This is a genomic window from Streptomyces sp. NPDC043854, assembly GCF_056436005.1.
Map to the genome: position 1 here is coordinate 83365 of NZ_JBWKDK010000003.1, position 14575 is coordinate 97939.

The 14575-nt window shown below is 74.3% G+C and carries 15 protein-coding genes; 8 read left to right on the forward strand and 7 right to left on the reverse strand.

The genetic code is table 11. The features are described 5' to 3' along the window. Window positions 1–30: 30 nt before the first annotated feature. On the forward strand, window positions 31–450 hold the full coding sequence (locus AC068A_RS03880; protein WP_478580277.1) for an ATP-binding protein: 420 nt from the start codon (window positions 31–33) through the stop codon (window positions 448–450). Here the strand turns inward: AC068A_RS03880 and AC068A_RS03885 are convergent. Then, on the reverse strand, window positions 444–1631 hold the full coding sequence (locus AC068A_RS03885; RefSeq protein WP_478580280.1) for a S8 family peptidase: 1188 nt from the start codon (window positions 1629–1631) through the stop codon (window positions 444–446). The genes AC068A_RS03880 and AC068A_RS03885 overlap by 7 nt on opposite strands. Window positions 1632–2006: 375 nt before the next feature. On the opposite strand from AC068A_RS03885, the gene AC068A_RS03890 reads away from it, so the two are divergent. The 3 genes from AC068A_RS03890 (at window position 2007) to AC068A_RS03900 (ending at window position 4010) form a co-directional block, all read left to right on the forward strand. Further along, window positions 2007–2570 (forward strand): protease inhibitor I9 family protein, encoded by a 564-nt coding sequence (locus AC068A_RS03890; RefSeq protein ID WP_478580283.1) that lies wholly within the window; start codon window positions 2007–2009, stop codon window positions 2568–2570. 114 nt (window positions 2571–2684) lie between these two features. Continuing rightward, window positions 2685–3299 (forward strand): GNAT family N-acetyltransferase, encoded by a 615-nt coding sequence (locus AC068A_RS03895; protein ID WP_478580285.1) that lies wholly within the window; start codon window positions 2685–2687, stop codon window positions 3297–3299. A 249-nt stretch (window positions 3300–3548) separates the two neighbouring features. Continuing rightward, entirely contained in the window at window positions 3549–4010 is a 462-nt protein-coding gene (locus tag AC068A_RS03900) for a hypothetical protein (protein WP_478580288.1), read from the forward strand. Here AC068A_RS03900 and AC068A_RS03905 read toward each other — a convergent pair. From AC068A_RS03905 to AC068A_RS03930, 6 genes are all read right to left on the reverse strand, one after another. Then, a complete protein-coding gene (locus tag AC068A_RS03905) occupies window positions 4007–4468 on the reverse strand; it encodes a nitroreductase/quinone reductase family protein (protein ID WP_478580290.1) in 462 nt (153 codons plus the stop codon). The two genes, AC068A_RS03900 and AC068A_RS03905, sit on opposite strands and share 4 nt — an antisense overlap. A gap of 445 nt (window positions 4469–4913) precedes the next feature. Then, a complete protein-coding gene (locus AC068A_RS03910) occupies window positions 4914–5108 on the reverse strand; it encodes a hypothetical protein (RefSeq protein WP_478580292.1) in 195 nt (64 codons plus the stop codon). 384 nt (window positions 5109–5492) lie between these two features. Continuing rightward, complete coding sequence (locus AC068A_RS03915; protein WP_478580295.1) at window positions 5493–6503, reverse strand: YdcF family protein; 1011 nt, start codon at window positions 6501–6503, stop codon at window positions 5493–5495. Between the two features lie 189 nt (window positions 6504–6692). Beyond that, the gene (locus tag AC068A_RS03920) at window positions 6693–7976 is read right to left on the reverse strand and encodes an alanine racemase (RefSeq protein WP_478580297.1); all 1284 of its coding nucleotides are present in this window, start codon (window positions 7974–7976) and stop codon (window positions 6693–6695) included. Window positions 7977–8240: 264 nt separating this feature from the next. Continuing rightward, window positions 8241–9572: a M14 family metallopeptidase gene (locus AC068A_RS03925; protein WP_478580299.1), complete on the reverse strand. Its 1332-nt coding sequence runs from the start codon at window positions 9570–9572 to the stop codon at window positions 8241–8243. 205 nt (window positions 9573–9777) lie between these two features. Then, entirely contained in the window at window positions 9778–10146 is a 369-nt protein-coding gene (locus AC068A_RS03930) for a carbohydrate binding domain-containing protein (protein WP_478580301.1), read from the reverse strand. A gap of 399 nt (window positions 10147–10545) precedes the next feature. Between AC068A_RS03930 and AC068A_RS03935 the strand changes: the two genes are divergently transcribed. Genes AC068A_RS03935 through AC068A_RS03950 form a run of 4 tightly spaced genes read left to right on the forward strand, consistent with a single transcriptional unit; the run spans window position 10546 to window position 14249 of the window. Then, a complete protein-coding gene (locus tag AC068A_RS03935) occupies window positions 10546–11601 on the forward strand; it encodes a hypothetical protein (protein ID WP_478580303.1) in 1056 nt (351 codons plus the stop codon). Between the two features lie 45 nt (window positions 11602–11646). Continuing rightward, window positions 11647–12348 (forward strand): Flp pilus assembly protein CpaB, encoded by a 702-nt coding sequence (gene cpaB, locus AC068A_RS03940; RefSeq protein ID WP_478580306.1) that lies wholly within the window; start codon window positions 11647–11649, stop codon window positions 12346–12348. A gap of 7 nt (window positions 12349–12355) precedes the next feature. Then, window positions 12356–13717 carry a CpaE/TadZ family protein gene (locus tag AC068A_RS03945; protein ID WP_478580309.1) on the forward strand — a complete coding sequence of 454 codons (1362 nt, stop codon included), beginning with the start codon at window positions 12356–12358 and terminating at the stop codon, window positions 13715–13717. Between the two features lies 1 nt (window position 13718). Next, window positions 13719–14249: a TadE/TadG family type IV pilus assembly protein gene (locus AC068A_RS03950; protein ID WP_478580311.1), complete on the forward strand. Its 531-nt coding sequence runs from the start codon at window positions 13719–13721 to the stop codon at window positions 14247–14249. The last annotated feature ends 326 nt before the right edge of the window (window positions 14250–14575 follow it).

Sequence of the window (14575 nt, forward strand, 5' to 3'; positions counted from 1 at the left end):
GGCCCGGGCCCGGGCGGGAGGGTGCGGATCATGGACCACACCTTTGAGTACCGCTTCGTCCGAAGCCCCCGCAGCGTCCGCCTGGCGCGGGCCCTGTTCACCCGGCAGGTCCGGGAGTGGAAGCTCCCCGAGGGCACCGTGGAGACCGCCGTACTGCTCGTCAGCGAGCTGATGACGAACGCCTGCCGGCACGCCCGCGTGCCCGTCGGGCGGGAGGTGTGGATGCGGGGCGGCCGGTACGGCGACCGGCTGCGGGTGGAGTTCCTCGACGCGAACCCGTCCCTGCCCGCGCCCCGCACGGCCGCGCCCGAGGACGAGGCCGGGCGCGGGCTCGCCATCGTCGCCGAGCTGGCCGCGCAGTGGGGTGCGTACCCGCGGGCCTGCGGCATCGGCAAGGTGGTGTGGTTCGAGCTGCACACCGGCGCCGGCGGCCCCGACGGGGCTCAGTAGCCGGCGGTGTTGAGGAGCCGGTTGGGGGTGTTGTAGCCGAGGCGGCTCAGGATGTCCTTCGTCGACTGCTGCTCCAGGAAGCCGGCCACCCGGTCCGGGGACTCGTCGGGGTGCGCCGCCTTGTAGAGGGCGGCGACGCCCGTGACGTGCGGGGCGGCCATCGAGGTGCCGTCCAGGGCCACGCTGCCGCCGGACAGGCGGGCCGAGACGATTTCCTGGCCGGGTGCGTAGAGGGAGACGCACTGGCCGAAGTTGGAGAAGCCCGTCTCCCGGTCGTAGCGGTCGGTGGCCGCGACCGTCACCACGCGCGAGGCCGACGCGGGGGAGACGTTGCAGGCGTCCTGCGCCTCGTTGCCGGCCGCGACGACGGGGAGGACGCCCGCGTCGAACAGCGCGTCGGCCGCGGCGTTGACGGCGCTGGACCGCGCACCGCCCAGGGACCCGTTGAGGACGGCGGGCTGCGTGGCGTTCTCCGCGACCCAGTCGAGGGCCGCGATGATCCCGGAGTACGAGCCCCTGCCGTCGCAGCCCAGGACCCGGACGCTGACCAGGTTCACCTTGGCGGCCACACCGTACGTCCGGCCGCCGATCGTGCCGGCGACGTGCGTGCCGTGGCCGTGGCAGTCCAGGCCGCCCCGGCCGTCGCCGACGGCGTCGAAGCCGGGTTTGGCACGGCCGCCGAACTCGCTGTGCGCGAAGTCGATGCCGGTGTCGAGGATGTACGCGGTCACGCCGGCGCCGTTGCCCTGGACGGTGAACTCGTTGTCCAGCGGCAGCTGCTTCTGGTCGATGCGGTCCAGCCCCCAGGAGGTGGCCGCGACCGCGACCCGGGGCGCGGGCGCGGCGACGGGCGGGGCGGTCAGGGCCGCGTCCTCCTCCACGGAGGTCACTCCCGGCAGCACCCGGATCGCCTGGAGTTGGGCGGCGGTGAGGGACGCGGCGAACCCGCGCATCGCCTTGGAGTACGTGAACGACGGCTTCACGCCCGTGACCGCGGCGACCGCCGCCGGGTCGGCGGTCTTGTCGAGGGTGACGATGTACTGGCCGGGGATCGCGTTCGAGGAGGTGTGCAGCGGTACCGGGCTGGGCTCGGGGGTGTCGGCGGCCGCGCCGCCGACCGTGGCGGGGGCCAGGGCGAGGAGAGCGGCAGCGGCGGTCGTCAAAGGCGCGAGCAGACGCATGGGCGGGGGCTCCTGGGGGTGGTCGGAAGGCCGTCACGAGCGGGCCGCCGCCCCGCCGGATGCGGCGTCGGGCGGGGCTCTTCCCTGCATCGGTGGCCGCGCGGGCCCGACTTGAACGGCCCGCTCCGTTCGGACGAGGGCCGAGGGCGGGGGCGGGGGAGCGGTGGCGCGGCGGGCGGGGAAACGATTCACCTGGGCTGCGGTGGGCACCGGCGCCGGGCGGCCGTTTCCCCCGGGGGCCCGGGGGAGGCGGTGAAACCACCCGTCCGGCCGGTGCCGCCGCCCGGGGCGCACTCCGGGGTGTGCTCCCGGAGGCCGCCGCCGCGCCGCCGGACGTCGTTGACCTGCACCGGCCGGGCGTGATCGCCTCGCACCATGCGCACCAGCCTCGGGCGTGCCCTCCCGGCGGCGTTCGCCGCCGCCCTGGCCGCCGTAGCCGCCCTGCCCGCCACCGCCACCGCTGCCGACGCCTTTGCGGGCCCCGCGGCCCACGAAGTCCGCGAGGTCTGCGAGGTCCGCGAAGTCCGTGAGGATCCGGCGGACTGGCCGACGTACATCGTCACCGTCGACCGGGCCCTCGACCCGGCCGCCGTCGCGGACCGGGTCGAGGGCGTCCGCCCGCTCCACGTCTACCGCGACAGCCTGAACGGCTTCGCCGCCCGCCTCACGCCGGGCCAGCTCACCTCCCTGGCGGCAATGCCGGACGTGGAATCGATCGAGGAGGACGGCACCGCCTCGACAGGCGGCCCCGGGGTGCCCGGTCCGCCTCTTGCGGAGCCCAGACCCGCGCCGCCCGGCATCGCGCCTCGTCCCCAGGCGGTGAGCCACCTGCCCTCATGGAAACTCCGGCCGGAGGGGGATCCTTTCCGGACCTCCCCGTCTCTTGTCTGTGCACCGGCCGAACGGGTCGGCGGATCCGGGAGGGAGCCGAGGCCCTGACTGCTGGTCGCAGTCGCCCCCAGGGGGGTGGGAGCCAACTTCCCGCTGAAGCGGAGTTGTTGGTTTTGCGGGCCGGGGACCCCCGCGTCGACGGCCAAGATCATCAGGTGCAGAATGACCGGTATGTCGAATGCGAACACTCCGCGGGCGGCAGCGCCCGACGATGCGTCAACGGTCAGTGCCACCCTCGCCCGTGCCTTCGGCGACGACCCGATGATGCGCTGGTTCTTCCCCGACGACGCCTCCCGCGAGGACGGGATGCGCCGCTACTTCGCCACTCTCTTCACCCGGCAGTACGGCCGCCACGGCGTCTGCGAGCTCACCGACGCCGCCGCCGCCTTCTGGGTGCCGCCGCACGCCCTCGACAAGGCCGTCCCCGACGCCGGGACCGTCGAGGAGCTCCAGGGCATCCTCGGCGACCGGGCCTCCCTCTTCCGGGACGCCGTCGAGGCGGCCGCCGCCGCCCCGCCCCGGGACCCCCACTGGTACCTGGCCGTCGTCGGCGCCGACCCGGCCGCCCAGGGCCAGGGGCACGGGGCCGCGCTGCTCCGCTCGGGCCTGGCCAAGGCCGACGCGGAGGGCATGCCGGTCGCCCTGGAGTCCTCCAAGCCGGAGAACATCCCGTTCTACGAGCACTTCGGCTTCGCCGTGGTCGCCGAGATGGAGCTCCCGGGCGGCGGCCCCCGGGTATGGGCGATGTGGCGCACCCCGCGCCCCGCCGCCGGCTAGCCCCCGCGGGCGGCCGGTGGCCGGGGCCCATCCGGGCGGGGCGCCCGGGCCCGTACGGCATGGCGCCGGGGGCCGCGGCGTCCCGCGACGGATGCCGGGGCCTTCCCCGCCGCCGCAGGAGAGGCCCGTGAGCGATCCCAGCTCGAGGAAGCCCGCGTCGCCTTCCAGTGGCGGCCGCCGTGGACGCCGGACCTCCGCGCGGGGTACACGCGCAGCCTGGTCGCGTACGCGCTGGTCGTCGGCCTGTGCGTGGCGATCGCGCTCGCCCCCGTGCTCCAGCGCCGGGCCTGGCTGTTCCCGATGCCGGAGACCCGCAGCAGCTGCGGGCTGGCGGGCCGGTACGCGGCCCTCCAGGCGGAGGCCGCGCTGGGCAACCTGGCCGGCAGCGACGCCGCGGCCCTGGCCTTCGCCCGGCAGGACCAGAGCCGCAAGGCCGTCGCCGACTGCCTGGCGGCCACCACGACCCTGTGGCTTCCGCTGTCCGCGGTGGCGGTGGCCCTGCTGGTGGGAGCCCTGGCCTGGACCCGCGACCGCGCCCGGGCGACTAAGCGGCCTCGGGGAAGTGGGGCACGCCCCCGCGCCGCCCGGCACGGCACCTCGCCGCACTGCCACATCACCCAAGTACGTCCAGTACGAGGGCGATGCGGCAGCACGCCGATGCACCGCACCGGACGACGCGGAAACGCACCCCACTTCCCCGAGGCCGCTTAGTACCGGGCCGGCGGGGCCGGGTCCAGGATGACCAGGGGGATCACGCGGAGGGTGTGCTCCTGGTAGTCGTCGAAGGCGGGCCACAGGGCCGCCAGCGCCGGCCAGTACACCTCGCGCTCGACCGCCGTCGCCCTGCGGGCCGCGGCGGGGCGGACCGCCGGGCCCACCTGGACGCGGACCTCCGGGTGGGCGGCCAGGTTCCGGTACCAGGCCGGGTGCTGCGGGGCGCCCCAGCCGGCCGCCGCGACGACCAGCCGGTCCTCGTCCGCCGTGTAGATCAGCGGGGTGCGGAAGGTGCGGCCCGTGGCGCGGTTCAGGGTGGTGAGCAGGAGGGTGGGCACCCCGTGCCAGAGGTGGCCGTCGACGCCGCCGGTGCGCACGTAGTCGCGTACGTGGTCCCGGGCGAGTTCCGGCGCGGGGTCGGTGGGGTGGTCCCAGTCGACGGTGATCGTCTGCATGCTGCCTCCGAGTAACGGTCCCCGGCTGCCTTAACGATCCTTCAGCTCGCCCGGATACGGTCCGTCACACTCATGGCGCAACGCAGGCTGGTCTGCGAGCCCAGGTGGGGCCGTCCGCCTCGCCCGCGAGGGCGCCGGGGGCCACCGGCCGGCGGTACGCACGGGCCGCTGCTCGGCGGGCTCGTGGACCGGCTCGCGCGCCGGGCGCCGCCCCCCGCCCCGGGCGCCACACCCCGCCCCACCGGCCGTGCCCGCCCCACCGGCCGTACCCGCGCCGGCGGCCGTGCCCGCGCCGGCGGCCGACTGCGGCACCGCCGAACCGCAGGTCGTCGCGGGCCCCGGCGTGCCGGCCCGGGCCGGCCGGGCAGCGGCAACGCGAGGCCCCGGGCCGGATGGGTCCGGCCGGGGCCGACCGCAGCCCTCGTACGCCTTCCGTTACGGAACGTTACGGAAGGAAGCGCTCGATGACCTGCTTGCCCTCCTTCTCGATCAGCTTCCGGGCCTTTTCGACCCGCTCCGGAGTCGGGTCGGCGCCCGTCGCCATGACGAGGTCCTCGGGGTCGTACGCGCCCTCCCCGCCGGTGTTGAGCCTGACCGGCCGGGATGTGGCCTGGGGCTGCTGGTCCGATTCAGTTCCCATCGGTGCCTCCATTGCAGTGCCCTGCTTGGTTGCCCCCATCCTCCGGCCGCGGCCCCAAGAACGCACCTCGGCGGGCCGCCGCCCGCGGCCGCGGCCCGGCCGTGACACCGGGGGAGGGGCCAACCGGCAGCACCCGGGCCCCCGTTGGAATTACGGCGGATTCCGCGTCCCCCGCGGAATCCGAGGAGATCCCCATGCTCAGCGGCGGGAGGAAGACGGGGCCGGCGCAGCCCCGAACGTCCCCGCGCTCCGGCAGCGCCTGTGACGACGGCACCGTCGCCCACCGCCCCGCCGATCTGCACCCTGACCAGGCTTTCGACCCTGATCACAGATCCACAGCGCACCGCCTGCCGGCGCCGCGGCACGGACCACCCGGTGGCGGCACTACGCGGACAGCGCCGCCACCCCCGTCGCCACGACGATCGCGCCGCAGACCACCAGGTTGACCAGCCGGTGCTCCCAGAACACGGCGACGAACTCGCGGATGGTGGCGCTCGGCCAGAAGTAGCGGGCCGTCGGCGAGCCCACGACCTGCCCGTTCACCCCGGCCTTGCGGGCGGTCATCGCGGCGCGGAAGGCGTGGAAGTTGTTGGTGACGACGACGCACCGGTGGTCCGGCCCGGCCTCCTCCTCCATCACGGCCCGGCTGAAGGCGAGGTTCTCGTCCGTCGTCCGGGAGCGGTCCTCCAGCCGGACGAGCTCCGGCGCCACACCCTGCGCGATCAGCCAGTCGGCCATCGCCCGCGCCTCCGGCAGCCTCTCGTCCGGGCCCTGCCCGCCCGACACCAGCAGCAGCGGCACCCTCCCGCCCCGCGCCGCCTGCGCGGCCTGGATCCGCCGGCCCTTCTCCAGGCGGGAGGCCAGCAGCGGAGGCACCCGCTCGCCGCCGATCAGGCCGGAGCCCAGCACGACCACGTAGTCCACCTCGCGGCGCACCGGGGTCCGCCCGTACAGGAAGGCGTACGCGAGGAAGCACACGAAGAGGAAGGAGACGTAGCCGACGAGCAGCACCAGCCCGCCGACGGCCGCGTCCATCGCCGGCGAGCCCCGGTCGCTGACCCAGGCGATCAGCGCGATCAGCCCGAAGATCCCCAGCCCGGCGGCCAGCGACAGCAGGTTGGCGGGGCGGCGGCCCTCCTTGCGGAGCATGGTGATGCCGTTGCCCACGAGGAACACGCCGAGCGCGAGGGTGCCCAGCGCCGGCACCAGCAGGACCAGCGCCACCGCGGTGATCGCGAGCATCGGCGGCAGCGACGGGATCAGGAACAGCACCCCGATCGAGGCCCATATGAGGGTCAGCCCCAGCAGGACGGCATTGCGGAAGCGCCGGCGGTCCGTCCACACGCTCACCAGGAACAGCAGCAGCAGGACGGCGGCCGGCGCGAAAGCGATCATGAGGTTCAGCCTAGGGGCGGCCCGGGCCCGCGGGGATCAGCCCCGAGGAGGACCCGCCCCGGGGAACGGCCCGCCCCGGGGAGGACCCGGCCGATCCCGGCGATGCGGCCGCCGTGGAGGCCGGCGTCGGCGCGGTACGAGGGCCCGCCCGTGCCGTCGACGACGCGGGCCCCCGGACCACCCGAGGCGTCAGAAGAAGGTGCGCACGAACTCCGTGACCGTGCCGTCCGCCTGCACGACCGGGATCAGCGGCCACTTCTCGAAGATGGTGCACGGGTGGGACATGCCCAGCGCCACCCAGTCGCCCACCTCGACGGCGTCCGCGGAGTCCGTCTCCAGCCAGGCGTGCTGGTCGGACAGCTTGACCACCCGCACCCCGGCGGCGGGCCGCTCCTCGCCGGTCAGGGCGTCGCGGACCAGCTCGGCCTCGGGCAGGCCGAGGTCGTAGGCGACGTCGCGCTTGCCCGCGTTGACGAACGCCTGCACGGGGGACGGCCGGGAGACGACCTGGGTCCACAGCCGGAACGCGGGCCGCAGGCCCCCTTCCTGCGGGATCCGGTTGAACGGGGTCAGGCGGGTGTACCAGCCGTGGTCGTGGGAGACGTACGCCCCGGAGCGCAGCAGCCGCAGCACGGGCCGGGACAGCTCGGGCAGCTCGGTGAAGACGTCGGAGACGGCGTCGAACCAGGCGGAGCCGCCCGCGCTGACGACGATCTCCTCCAGGTCGGGAGCGAACCGGCCGGCCTTGTCGAACTCGACGGCCAGCGCGGTGAGCCGGCGCAGCCAGGCGTGCACCGACTCCGGGTCCGCGTTCGGCACCTCCGCCTCGTACCCGGCGACGCCGACCAGGCGCAGGGAGGCGGCGTCGGCGACCGCGTCGGCGACCGCCCGGCAGTCCTCCTCGGTCCGCGCGCCGGTACGGGCCCCCTCGCCGGCGCCGAGTTCGACGACGACGTCGACGACGGCCGCCCGGCCGCGCAGGGCCCGGTCCATGAGGTGGACGCCGCGCACGGAGTCCACGTAGCAGACGAACCGGAAGTCGGGGTCGGAGGCGAGCTCCTCGGCGACCCAGTGCAGGGCGGCCGGGTCGACGAGCTCGTTCGCGAGGAAGATCCGGCGGATGCCGAAGGCCCGGTAGACGCGGGCCTGGTGGGGGACGGCCGCGGTGATGCCCCAGGCGCCGTGCTCCAGCTGCCGCTCGAACAGCTGCGGGGCCATGCAGGTCTTGCCGTGCGGGGCGAAGGCCAGGTGGTGGCGGGCGGCGTACTCGCCGAGCGCGGTGAGGTTGTGCTCGAGCGCGTCGGCGTCGAGGGTGAGGACCGGGGTGGTGAACCCGCCGGTGAACAGGTTGCGCTGCTGCTGCGCGAGCCCGCCGACGGTCAGGGCGGCCCGTTCGGCGTCCGGGGGCAGGCCCTTGAAGCGGTGGTCGACCGGCTCTTCGGCGAGCTTGCGGACTGCGTCACTGCTGCCCATGCGGATCCTCCTCGCGTTGCATGCTCTGCAACGTGCGTTACGGGTAGTACCGCCTGCTGTCTAACATCCCAGGTGGCGATGGGTCCACATCGACGGGGTCGAGAGCGGCCGCCACCCGCAGGCAGCGGAACGGGGCGCCCCCCTGCCTGCGGGGGCGCCCCGGGACCACCGGCCGGGCCGCGGCACTGCAGCAGCGCCAAGAGCAGCACTACGAGCGCCACTTCACAGCAACTGCACTACGGCCACCATTGCGCAGCACCTGCACTACGAGCAGTACTGCGCCTCCTTGCCGATCGAGCGGTACATGCAGTCCGCGTTCTCCAGCAGCTGGAGCACCGCGTCCTTGTTGCGCGCCGTCTCGCGGTCGATCACCTCGTCCGGCGGGTAGAAGCCGCCGCCGCCCGACTCCGGGTACATCTCGAAGGTGTACCCGAAAATCTTCTGGTCGCCCCACAGCCAGTCGTCGATGGTGCCGTCCGTGATGTACAGGTCGCTGGCCTGCTCCGGGGTGTAGCCGTTGCTGTTGGCCATGCGCGTGCCGATGGTCTTGAACACGGCGAGGTCGTCCGCGGTCAGGCCGGGGGCGGTGTCGTTGTACGTCCACCCGTACGGCCACAGCACCAGCTCGCTGTAGGTGTGGAAGTCGATGGCGGCCTTGATCTGCTGCTTGCCGCCGACGACGCGGCTGCGGACGAAGTTCGCCACGGCCTTGACCTCGGGCGTCGACTCGGCGGCCGGACCGCGGTAGGTCTCGGAGCCCTTGCTGCCGCTGGAGCCGCCGCAGCAGCCCCACTTGTAGTTCCAGTTCCGGTTCTCGTCCGTGCCGACGTAGGAGGAGCCGGAGTTCGGCTGCCGGTTCTTGCGCCAGGAGCGGTACGAGCCGGTGGCGATGTCGTACTCGCCGCCGTCCGGGTTGAGGTCGGGGATGATCCAGATTTCCCGGGAGTTGACCGCGTTGGTGACGCGGGTGTCGGTGCTGTAGCCGGCGCCGAACTCTTTGAGCAGGTAGAGCGCCATCTCGACGGTCAGGTGCTCGCGGGCGTGCTGGTGGTGGGTGAAGAGGACCTCGGGCTCGTTCTCGTCGGTGGCCACGTTGTCGCTGATCTTGATGGCGACGATGTCGCGGCCCTGGTGCGACTTCCCGATCACCCGCTTGCTCATGATCGAGGGGTACTGGGCGATGCGCTGGTCGATCTCGGTGCTCATCTCGGCGTAGTTGTGGTAGCGGGAGTCCGCGGACGGGAAGTCCATCGGGCTCGCCTTCACGCCCCGCTCGGACCGGTCCGGCGGGCCGGGCAGCGGGGTGAGGGTGTAGCCGAGCGTGCGCAGGGCCCTGGCCTGCAGGGTGTCGGCGCTGACGACGACCGAGCGGGCGTCGACCTCGTCGATGGAGACGCCCGTGCGGAGCAGTGCGGTGCGCTCCTGCGGGGTGGCCGGGCCCTTGATCTCGTACTGGACGACGGCCTCGTCCTGGGTGGCGGTGGACGGCGAGGGCGGCGGGGCCGCCGTGGCGCTCATGCCGTAGGCGGGTGCGCCGAGCGCGAGAGCGAGCAGGGCCGCCGTGACGGCGGCCCTGCGTCGGGTGTGGAGCCGCATGCGTTCTCCTGGGTGGGGAGTGTGGGGGTAGCCGTGCGGACGCGCACAGCGTGCTCTTGTGGCATGTCCCGGTCAAGGGCCCTGATTCGGCCAGATCCCGTGCAGGCCACCCCCACAGGTACCGCCTACGACAGGCCGTGGACCTTCGGACCCACCGTGTTCGACCAAGCGCCACCCGCTTTGCCGTCCCGGTTGGTTGACCGGGTCATCGCGCCGCGCAGTCCCGGGTGGGTCTTCGACGGCTTGTCGCCGAGTCGAGGTGCACGCACGAGCCCTGGACCTGCGCGCCGAGCGTGTACGTCGAGTTCGGCTTGACCGTGACGGTCTGGCCGCACTTCGCGTTGTCCTGGCCCGACGGAGCGGCCCGGAGGGCGGCCGTTCCGGAATGGACGGGCGAGGAAGTGGCGGCCCCGCTGTCGGAGCGGCAGCTCCAGTGCGCGAGGCCGTACTCGAGGCCCCCGTTGCGGACGACGCCGACGTCGGCGGCCTGCGCCGGGCCGGCGGCCGGGGCGGTCAGGTCGCCTGCGGTGAGGGTCGCGGCGCCCGGGAGGGCGAGGCGGAGGATGCGGTTCACGTGGTCTTCGTGGGGGGAGGAAGGGGAGGTGAACGGGGGCGGGGAAGGGGTGGTGCGGAAGACGGGGAAACGGGTGGCGGGGCGGATGGGGAAGCACCCGGCGGCACAAGTGGGGGACCCCGCACGCGAATTGGTCCAGACCAATCCTGGTGTCAAGGGTCTTTGCGAAGTGGCTTGAACTGATCGGCCGTCCGATCCCGGTTGTCCGGGTTTCCCGCCACCTGTGACATGTGCTCGCGGCACGGGAATTTCCAAGGCCCTGCCCTGCCAGGGGCGACGCCGATATGGTTCTGGGGCAAGGGGGAAAGCTCGTCGGTCGTTTGCGGTCGCGCAGGGTGCGCGCGTACGCGGCGGCCATGCGAACTGCTGCGCGTGTACGGGGTGAACAGGGGGGTTCGCGTGCCGATCGCCATTGCCGTCACCAGTGCCGATCTGGTGCTGCCGGCCCCTGACCGGCACACCCCGACGGCCGCCGTCCTCGGCCCGCCGGGACGGCTCGACCTCGAAGGCAGCCTCGCCGAGATGGGCGCCCTGCTGGAACGGCACAGCCACATCCTGGCCGTCGTACCGTCCTGGCTGCCGCCCGCCACCGTCCGGCGGCTGCACACCGTACGGGCCATCCTCGAAACCGACCGGATCGCCCTCCTCGACGTCGATCTGCCGCCCCTGGGCACCGCCCTGCTGGTACGTCAGCTGCGGCAGCTCAGCATCTGCGACTTCAGCCCCGGCGTGGTCGCCGCGGCCGCCCGCCTGCTGTCCCACTACATCCACGCCGGTGCCCTGCTCGGCTCGGTCGCCCGGCTCGACCGGGTCCCGGTCGGGCTCAAGGCGCACGCCCGGTCCTGGTCGCCCGGGGCCCAGTTCGCCGTCCTGACCCACCCGACGCCGCACCTGGCCCGCCTCGGGACTTCGGGATCGGGAGCGGGGCCGGGGTCCGGGTCGGGGTCCGGCGGTTCCGGGTCCGGCCCGGAAGGCCGCGCGGGGCGCGGCCGGCGGGCTCGCCGGGCACGCGGGGCGCTCGGTGCGGGCGGTGCGCGGCAGGCCGGCGGCGCCGTCCTGCCCCCGGGGCCCGCGTACGCCACCCAGCTCACCTTCGCGCGCGGCCAGCTCGCCTCCGACTGGGTGACGGCCGAACTCGCCCCCGCCTGGCAGGTCCAGGGCGTGATGGAGAACCCGCTGCCCGCCGACTCCGCCGCCTGGTGGGCCACGCCGAAACTGGTGGAGTTCGCCGCCGGCATCCCGGACCTGCCCGTCCTCTACCAACTGGTCGCCTCCGTCCGCCGCGACGAGTGCCGCTGGTGCGGCCTCGAACTCATCGGCGACCGGTGCGGCTTCTGCGCCGCCCCGCTGAACCCCCCGCAGTCGGCCGCACCGCCGACGCCGGCCGAGGCCGAGGCTGCGGGCGGGGGCCGGGGAGCGGGCGGGGGAGCGTCCCGCCCCCGGTCCAGACACTGACCCGACCACCCCGAACGAACGAAGAACGGCGAGGTAGTACGGCACATGAACTCACGCCAGCGCCGCGGCGTCATCCTGCTGCTCCTGTCGGTCCTGTGCGCCCTCGCGGCGTTCGGCGGGGTCCTCGTGGTGATCGGCGACGTCAACTCCAAGGTGGGGGCCGAGGTCGTCGCGTACCGGGCCAAGACCGATATCGCCCCCTACAGCCCGCTGGCGGCCGGGCAGTTCGAGGAGGTCAGCATCCCGAAGCGGTGGCTGTCCGACACGGCCGTCACCGACCTCGGCGGACTCAAGGACAAGATCGCCCTGACCACGCTGAAGAAGGGCTCGCTGCTCCAGTCGGACATGTTCGTCGACAAGCCGCAGCTCCAGCCCGGCGAGCAGGAGATCGCCATCATGATCGACGCGGCGACGGGTGTGGCCGGGAAGATCTACTCGGGCGCGAAGGTCAACATCATCGCCACCTTCAAGGGCGCCAAGGAGTCCGACCCCGCCCGCTCGGTGATCATCGTCGCCAACGCGCGCGTCATCAACGTCGGCAAGCTCACCGCCCTCGACAAGGACAGCGACCGCAAGGGCCCCGCCGAGGCCGTCCCGATCACCTTCGCCCTGAACACCAAGGACACCCAGCGCGTCGCGTACGCCGAGTCCTTCGCGGAGCACGTACGCCTGGCCCTGGTGGCCCCCGGCACCGACTCCGCGCCCGGCGCGGCCGACCGCACGTACACCCTCGACGGGGACAGGTGAGGCCAGGATGACCACCCGAATCCTCCCGGCGGCCGGCGACCCGGACGCCGCCCGCGCCATCTCCACCCTCCTCAGCCAGCTCCCGGCCGCCGAGCCGGCCGCCCCCGTCCCCGACTCCGCCTCCCTCCTCGACACCCTGGGCCGGCTGGCCGCCGACTCCGTCGACGAACTGCCCGAGGTCGTCCTCGTCCACGAGCGGATCGGCCCCGTGCCCGCGCTCGACCTGATCCGCGAGGTCGCCCTCCGCTTCCCTGCGGTGGGGGTCGTCCTGCTGTCCTCGGACACCGGGCCGGCGCTGTTCTCCGCCGCCATGGACTCCGGCGCCCGCGGTCTGATCGGGCTGCCGCCCTCGTACGAGGAACTCGCCGCCCGCGTCCAGGCTGCCGCCCAGTGGGCCGCCGGCGTACGTCGCCACCTGGGCCGGCCCGCCGAGGCGCCGACCGGGCCCGGCGGCCGGGTGGTCACCGTCGCCGGAGCCAAGGGCGGCGTCGGCACCACCTTCGCGGCGGTGCAGTTCGCGCTGGCCGCGGCCGCGGCCGGGCGGCGCACCGCGCTGGTCGACATGGACCTCCAGGCCGGGGACGTCGGCTCCTACCTCGACGTGCAGTTCCGGCGCTCCATCGCCGACCTCGCCGGCATCCAGGACATCTCCCCGCGGGTGCTCCAGGACGCGGTCTACGACGACCGCACGGGCCTCGCCCTCCTCCTGGCCCCGGCGGACGGCGAGCGCGGCGAGGAGGTCGACGACCGGGCCGCGCGGCACGTCGTCGCCGCCCTGCGCAGCCGGTACGAGCTCGTCGTCATCGACTGCGGCACCCAGGTGACCGGCGCCAACGCGGCCGCGGTGGAGGGGGCGGACGTGGCGGTCCTGGTCACCACCCCGGACGTGGTCTCCGTACGGGCGGCCAAGCGGATGGTCCGCATGTGGGAGCGGCTCCAGGTCCGCAAGGCCGAGGACACGGCGATGGTGGTCAACCGCTGGAGCAGGCACACCGAGATCCAGCCGGCGCTGATCGAGAAGATCACCAAGACGCGGGTGGTGCGGACGCCGGTGCCGGCGGCGTTCAAGGAGCTCCAGGCGGTGGTCGACGCGGGCCGCGTCCAGGACCTCGACAACCGCTCCAGCGTCAAGCGGGCCCTGTGGACGGTGGCCGGCGAACTGGGCCTCCTGGCGGCGCCCGCCACCCCGGAGCCGACGGCCGCCGGCGCGCTGGCGGCGGCCGGGGCGACGACGACCCCCGTACCCACCCCGGGCACCCCCGGCGCGGCCCTCGCGATCCGCACGCCCGGCCCCGTGGCCCGGCTCCGCCGCAGCGCAGGCGACCGCGGCGCCCTGGGCCCCTGGCTCCGCCGCAACCGGGAGCACTGACATGCCCACCCCCAGCCCCGCCGCCGGGCCTCCGCCGACCGGCCCCACCCCGGCCACGCCGGCGGCCCCGCACCGCAGCGCCCGCTGGTGCCATGCGGCCGACACGGCTGCCTCGGCCCACCGTCGCTCCGGTACCCGACGGCGCCCCGCCGAGCCGCGAGGCCTCCAGGGGCTCCGCCGGGGCCGCGGGGACCGCGGGCAGGTGGCGGTCGAGTTCGTCGGCATGGTCCCGCTGATCCTGCTGCTCGTCGCGGCGGTCTGGGAGTGTGTCCTGATCGGCTACGCCTTCTCCCTGGCGGGCAACGCGGCGGACGAAGCGGCCCGCGCGGGCGCGGTCAAGGGCGGCGACGCGTGCGCGGCGGCCGCCGCCGAGCACATCGGCAGCGCCTGGAACATGAAACCGGACTGCGGCCGGGAGGGCGCGCTCTACAAAGCCACCGTCACGCTCGAAATCCCGGTGCTCCACCCGTCGCTGAGCTTCGGCGGTATCCGCGGCGAGGCCGGCGCGGCCATGGAGAGGGAGGGGAACTGACATGACGGCCCACCCCCACTTCGGGCCCGGCCGGGGGAGCCGAGCCGCCCCCACTCGCGTTTCCGACACGGCCGGAACCGGCTTACCGCCCTCACCCGTACCACCTTCACCCGTTCCACCTTCACCCGTTCCACCTTCACCCGTACCGCCTTCGCCCGTACCGCCTTCGCCCGTACGGGCCGAGGCAGCCCCGCCCGGCCCGGACGTGGCGACCGGGTGCGGTGTTGACGTGCCCGCAGAGGTCGGTGCCGATCGCCGGGACCGGCGGGTGCGCCTGCGGACTGCCGGCGCCTCCGAGTTCCGGCCCGGCCCTCAGCGCCGACCCG

What these genes read in the sequence shown, in the direction of transcription:
- AC068A_RS03885 (WP_478580280.1), bottom strand. Translation starts at nt 1,631, where the DNA reads ATGCGTCTGCTCGCGCCTTTGACGACCGCCGCTGCCGCTCTCCTCGCC.
- AC068A_RS03925 (WP_478580299.1), bottom strand. Translation starts at nt 9,572, where the DNA reads ATGCGGCTCCACACCCGACGCAGGGCCGCCGTCACGGCGGCCCTGCTC.
- AC068A_RS03905 (WP_478580290.1), bottom strand. Translation starts at nt 4,468, where the DNA reads ATGCAGACGATCACCGTCGACTGGGACCACCCCACCGACCCCGCGCCG.
- AC068A_RS03890 (WP_478580283.1), top strand. Translation starts at nt 2,007, where the DNA reads ATGCGCACCAGCCTCGGGCGTGCCCTCCCGGCGGCGTTCGCCGCCGCC.
- AC068A_RS03880 (WP_478580277.1), top strand. Translation starts at nt 31, where the DNA reads ATGGACCACACCTTTGAGTACCGCTTCGTCCGAAGCCCCCGCAGCGTC.
- AC068A_RS03950 (WP_478580311.1), top strand. Translation starts at nt 13,719, where the DNA reads ATGCCCACCCCCAGCCCCGCCGCCGGGCCTCCGCCGACCGGCCCCACC.
- AC068A_RS03910 (WP_478580292.1), bottom strand. Translation starts at nt 5,108, where the DNA reads ATGGGAACTGAATCGGACCAGCAGCCCCAGGCCACATCCCGGCCGGTC.
- cpaB (WP_478580306.1), top strand. Translation starts at nt 11,647, where the DNA reads ATGAACTCACGCCAGCGCCGCGGCGTCATCCTGCTGCTCCTGTCGGTC.
- AC068A_RS03915 (WP_478580295.1), bottom strand. Translation starts at nt 6,503, where the DNA reads ATGATCGCTTTCGCGCCGGCCGCCGTCCTGCTGCTGCTGTTCCTGGTG.
- AC068A_RS03895 (WP_478580285.1), top strand. Translation starts at nt 2,685, where the DNA reads ATGACCGGTATGTCGAATGCGAACACTCCGCGGGCGGCAGCGCCCGAC.
- AC068A_RS03945 (WP_478580309.1), top strand. Translation starts at nt 12,356, where the DNA reads ATGACCACCCGAATCCTCCCGGCGGCCGGCGACCCGGACGCCGCCCGC.
- AC068A_RS03920 (WP_478580297.1), bottom strand. Translation starts at nt 7,976, where the DNA reads ATGGGCAGCAGTGACGCAGTCCGCAAGCTCGCCGAAGAGCCGGTCGAC.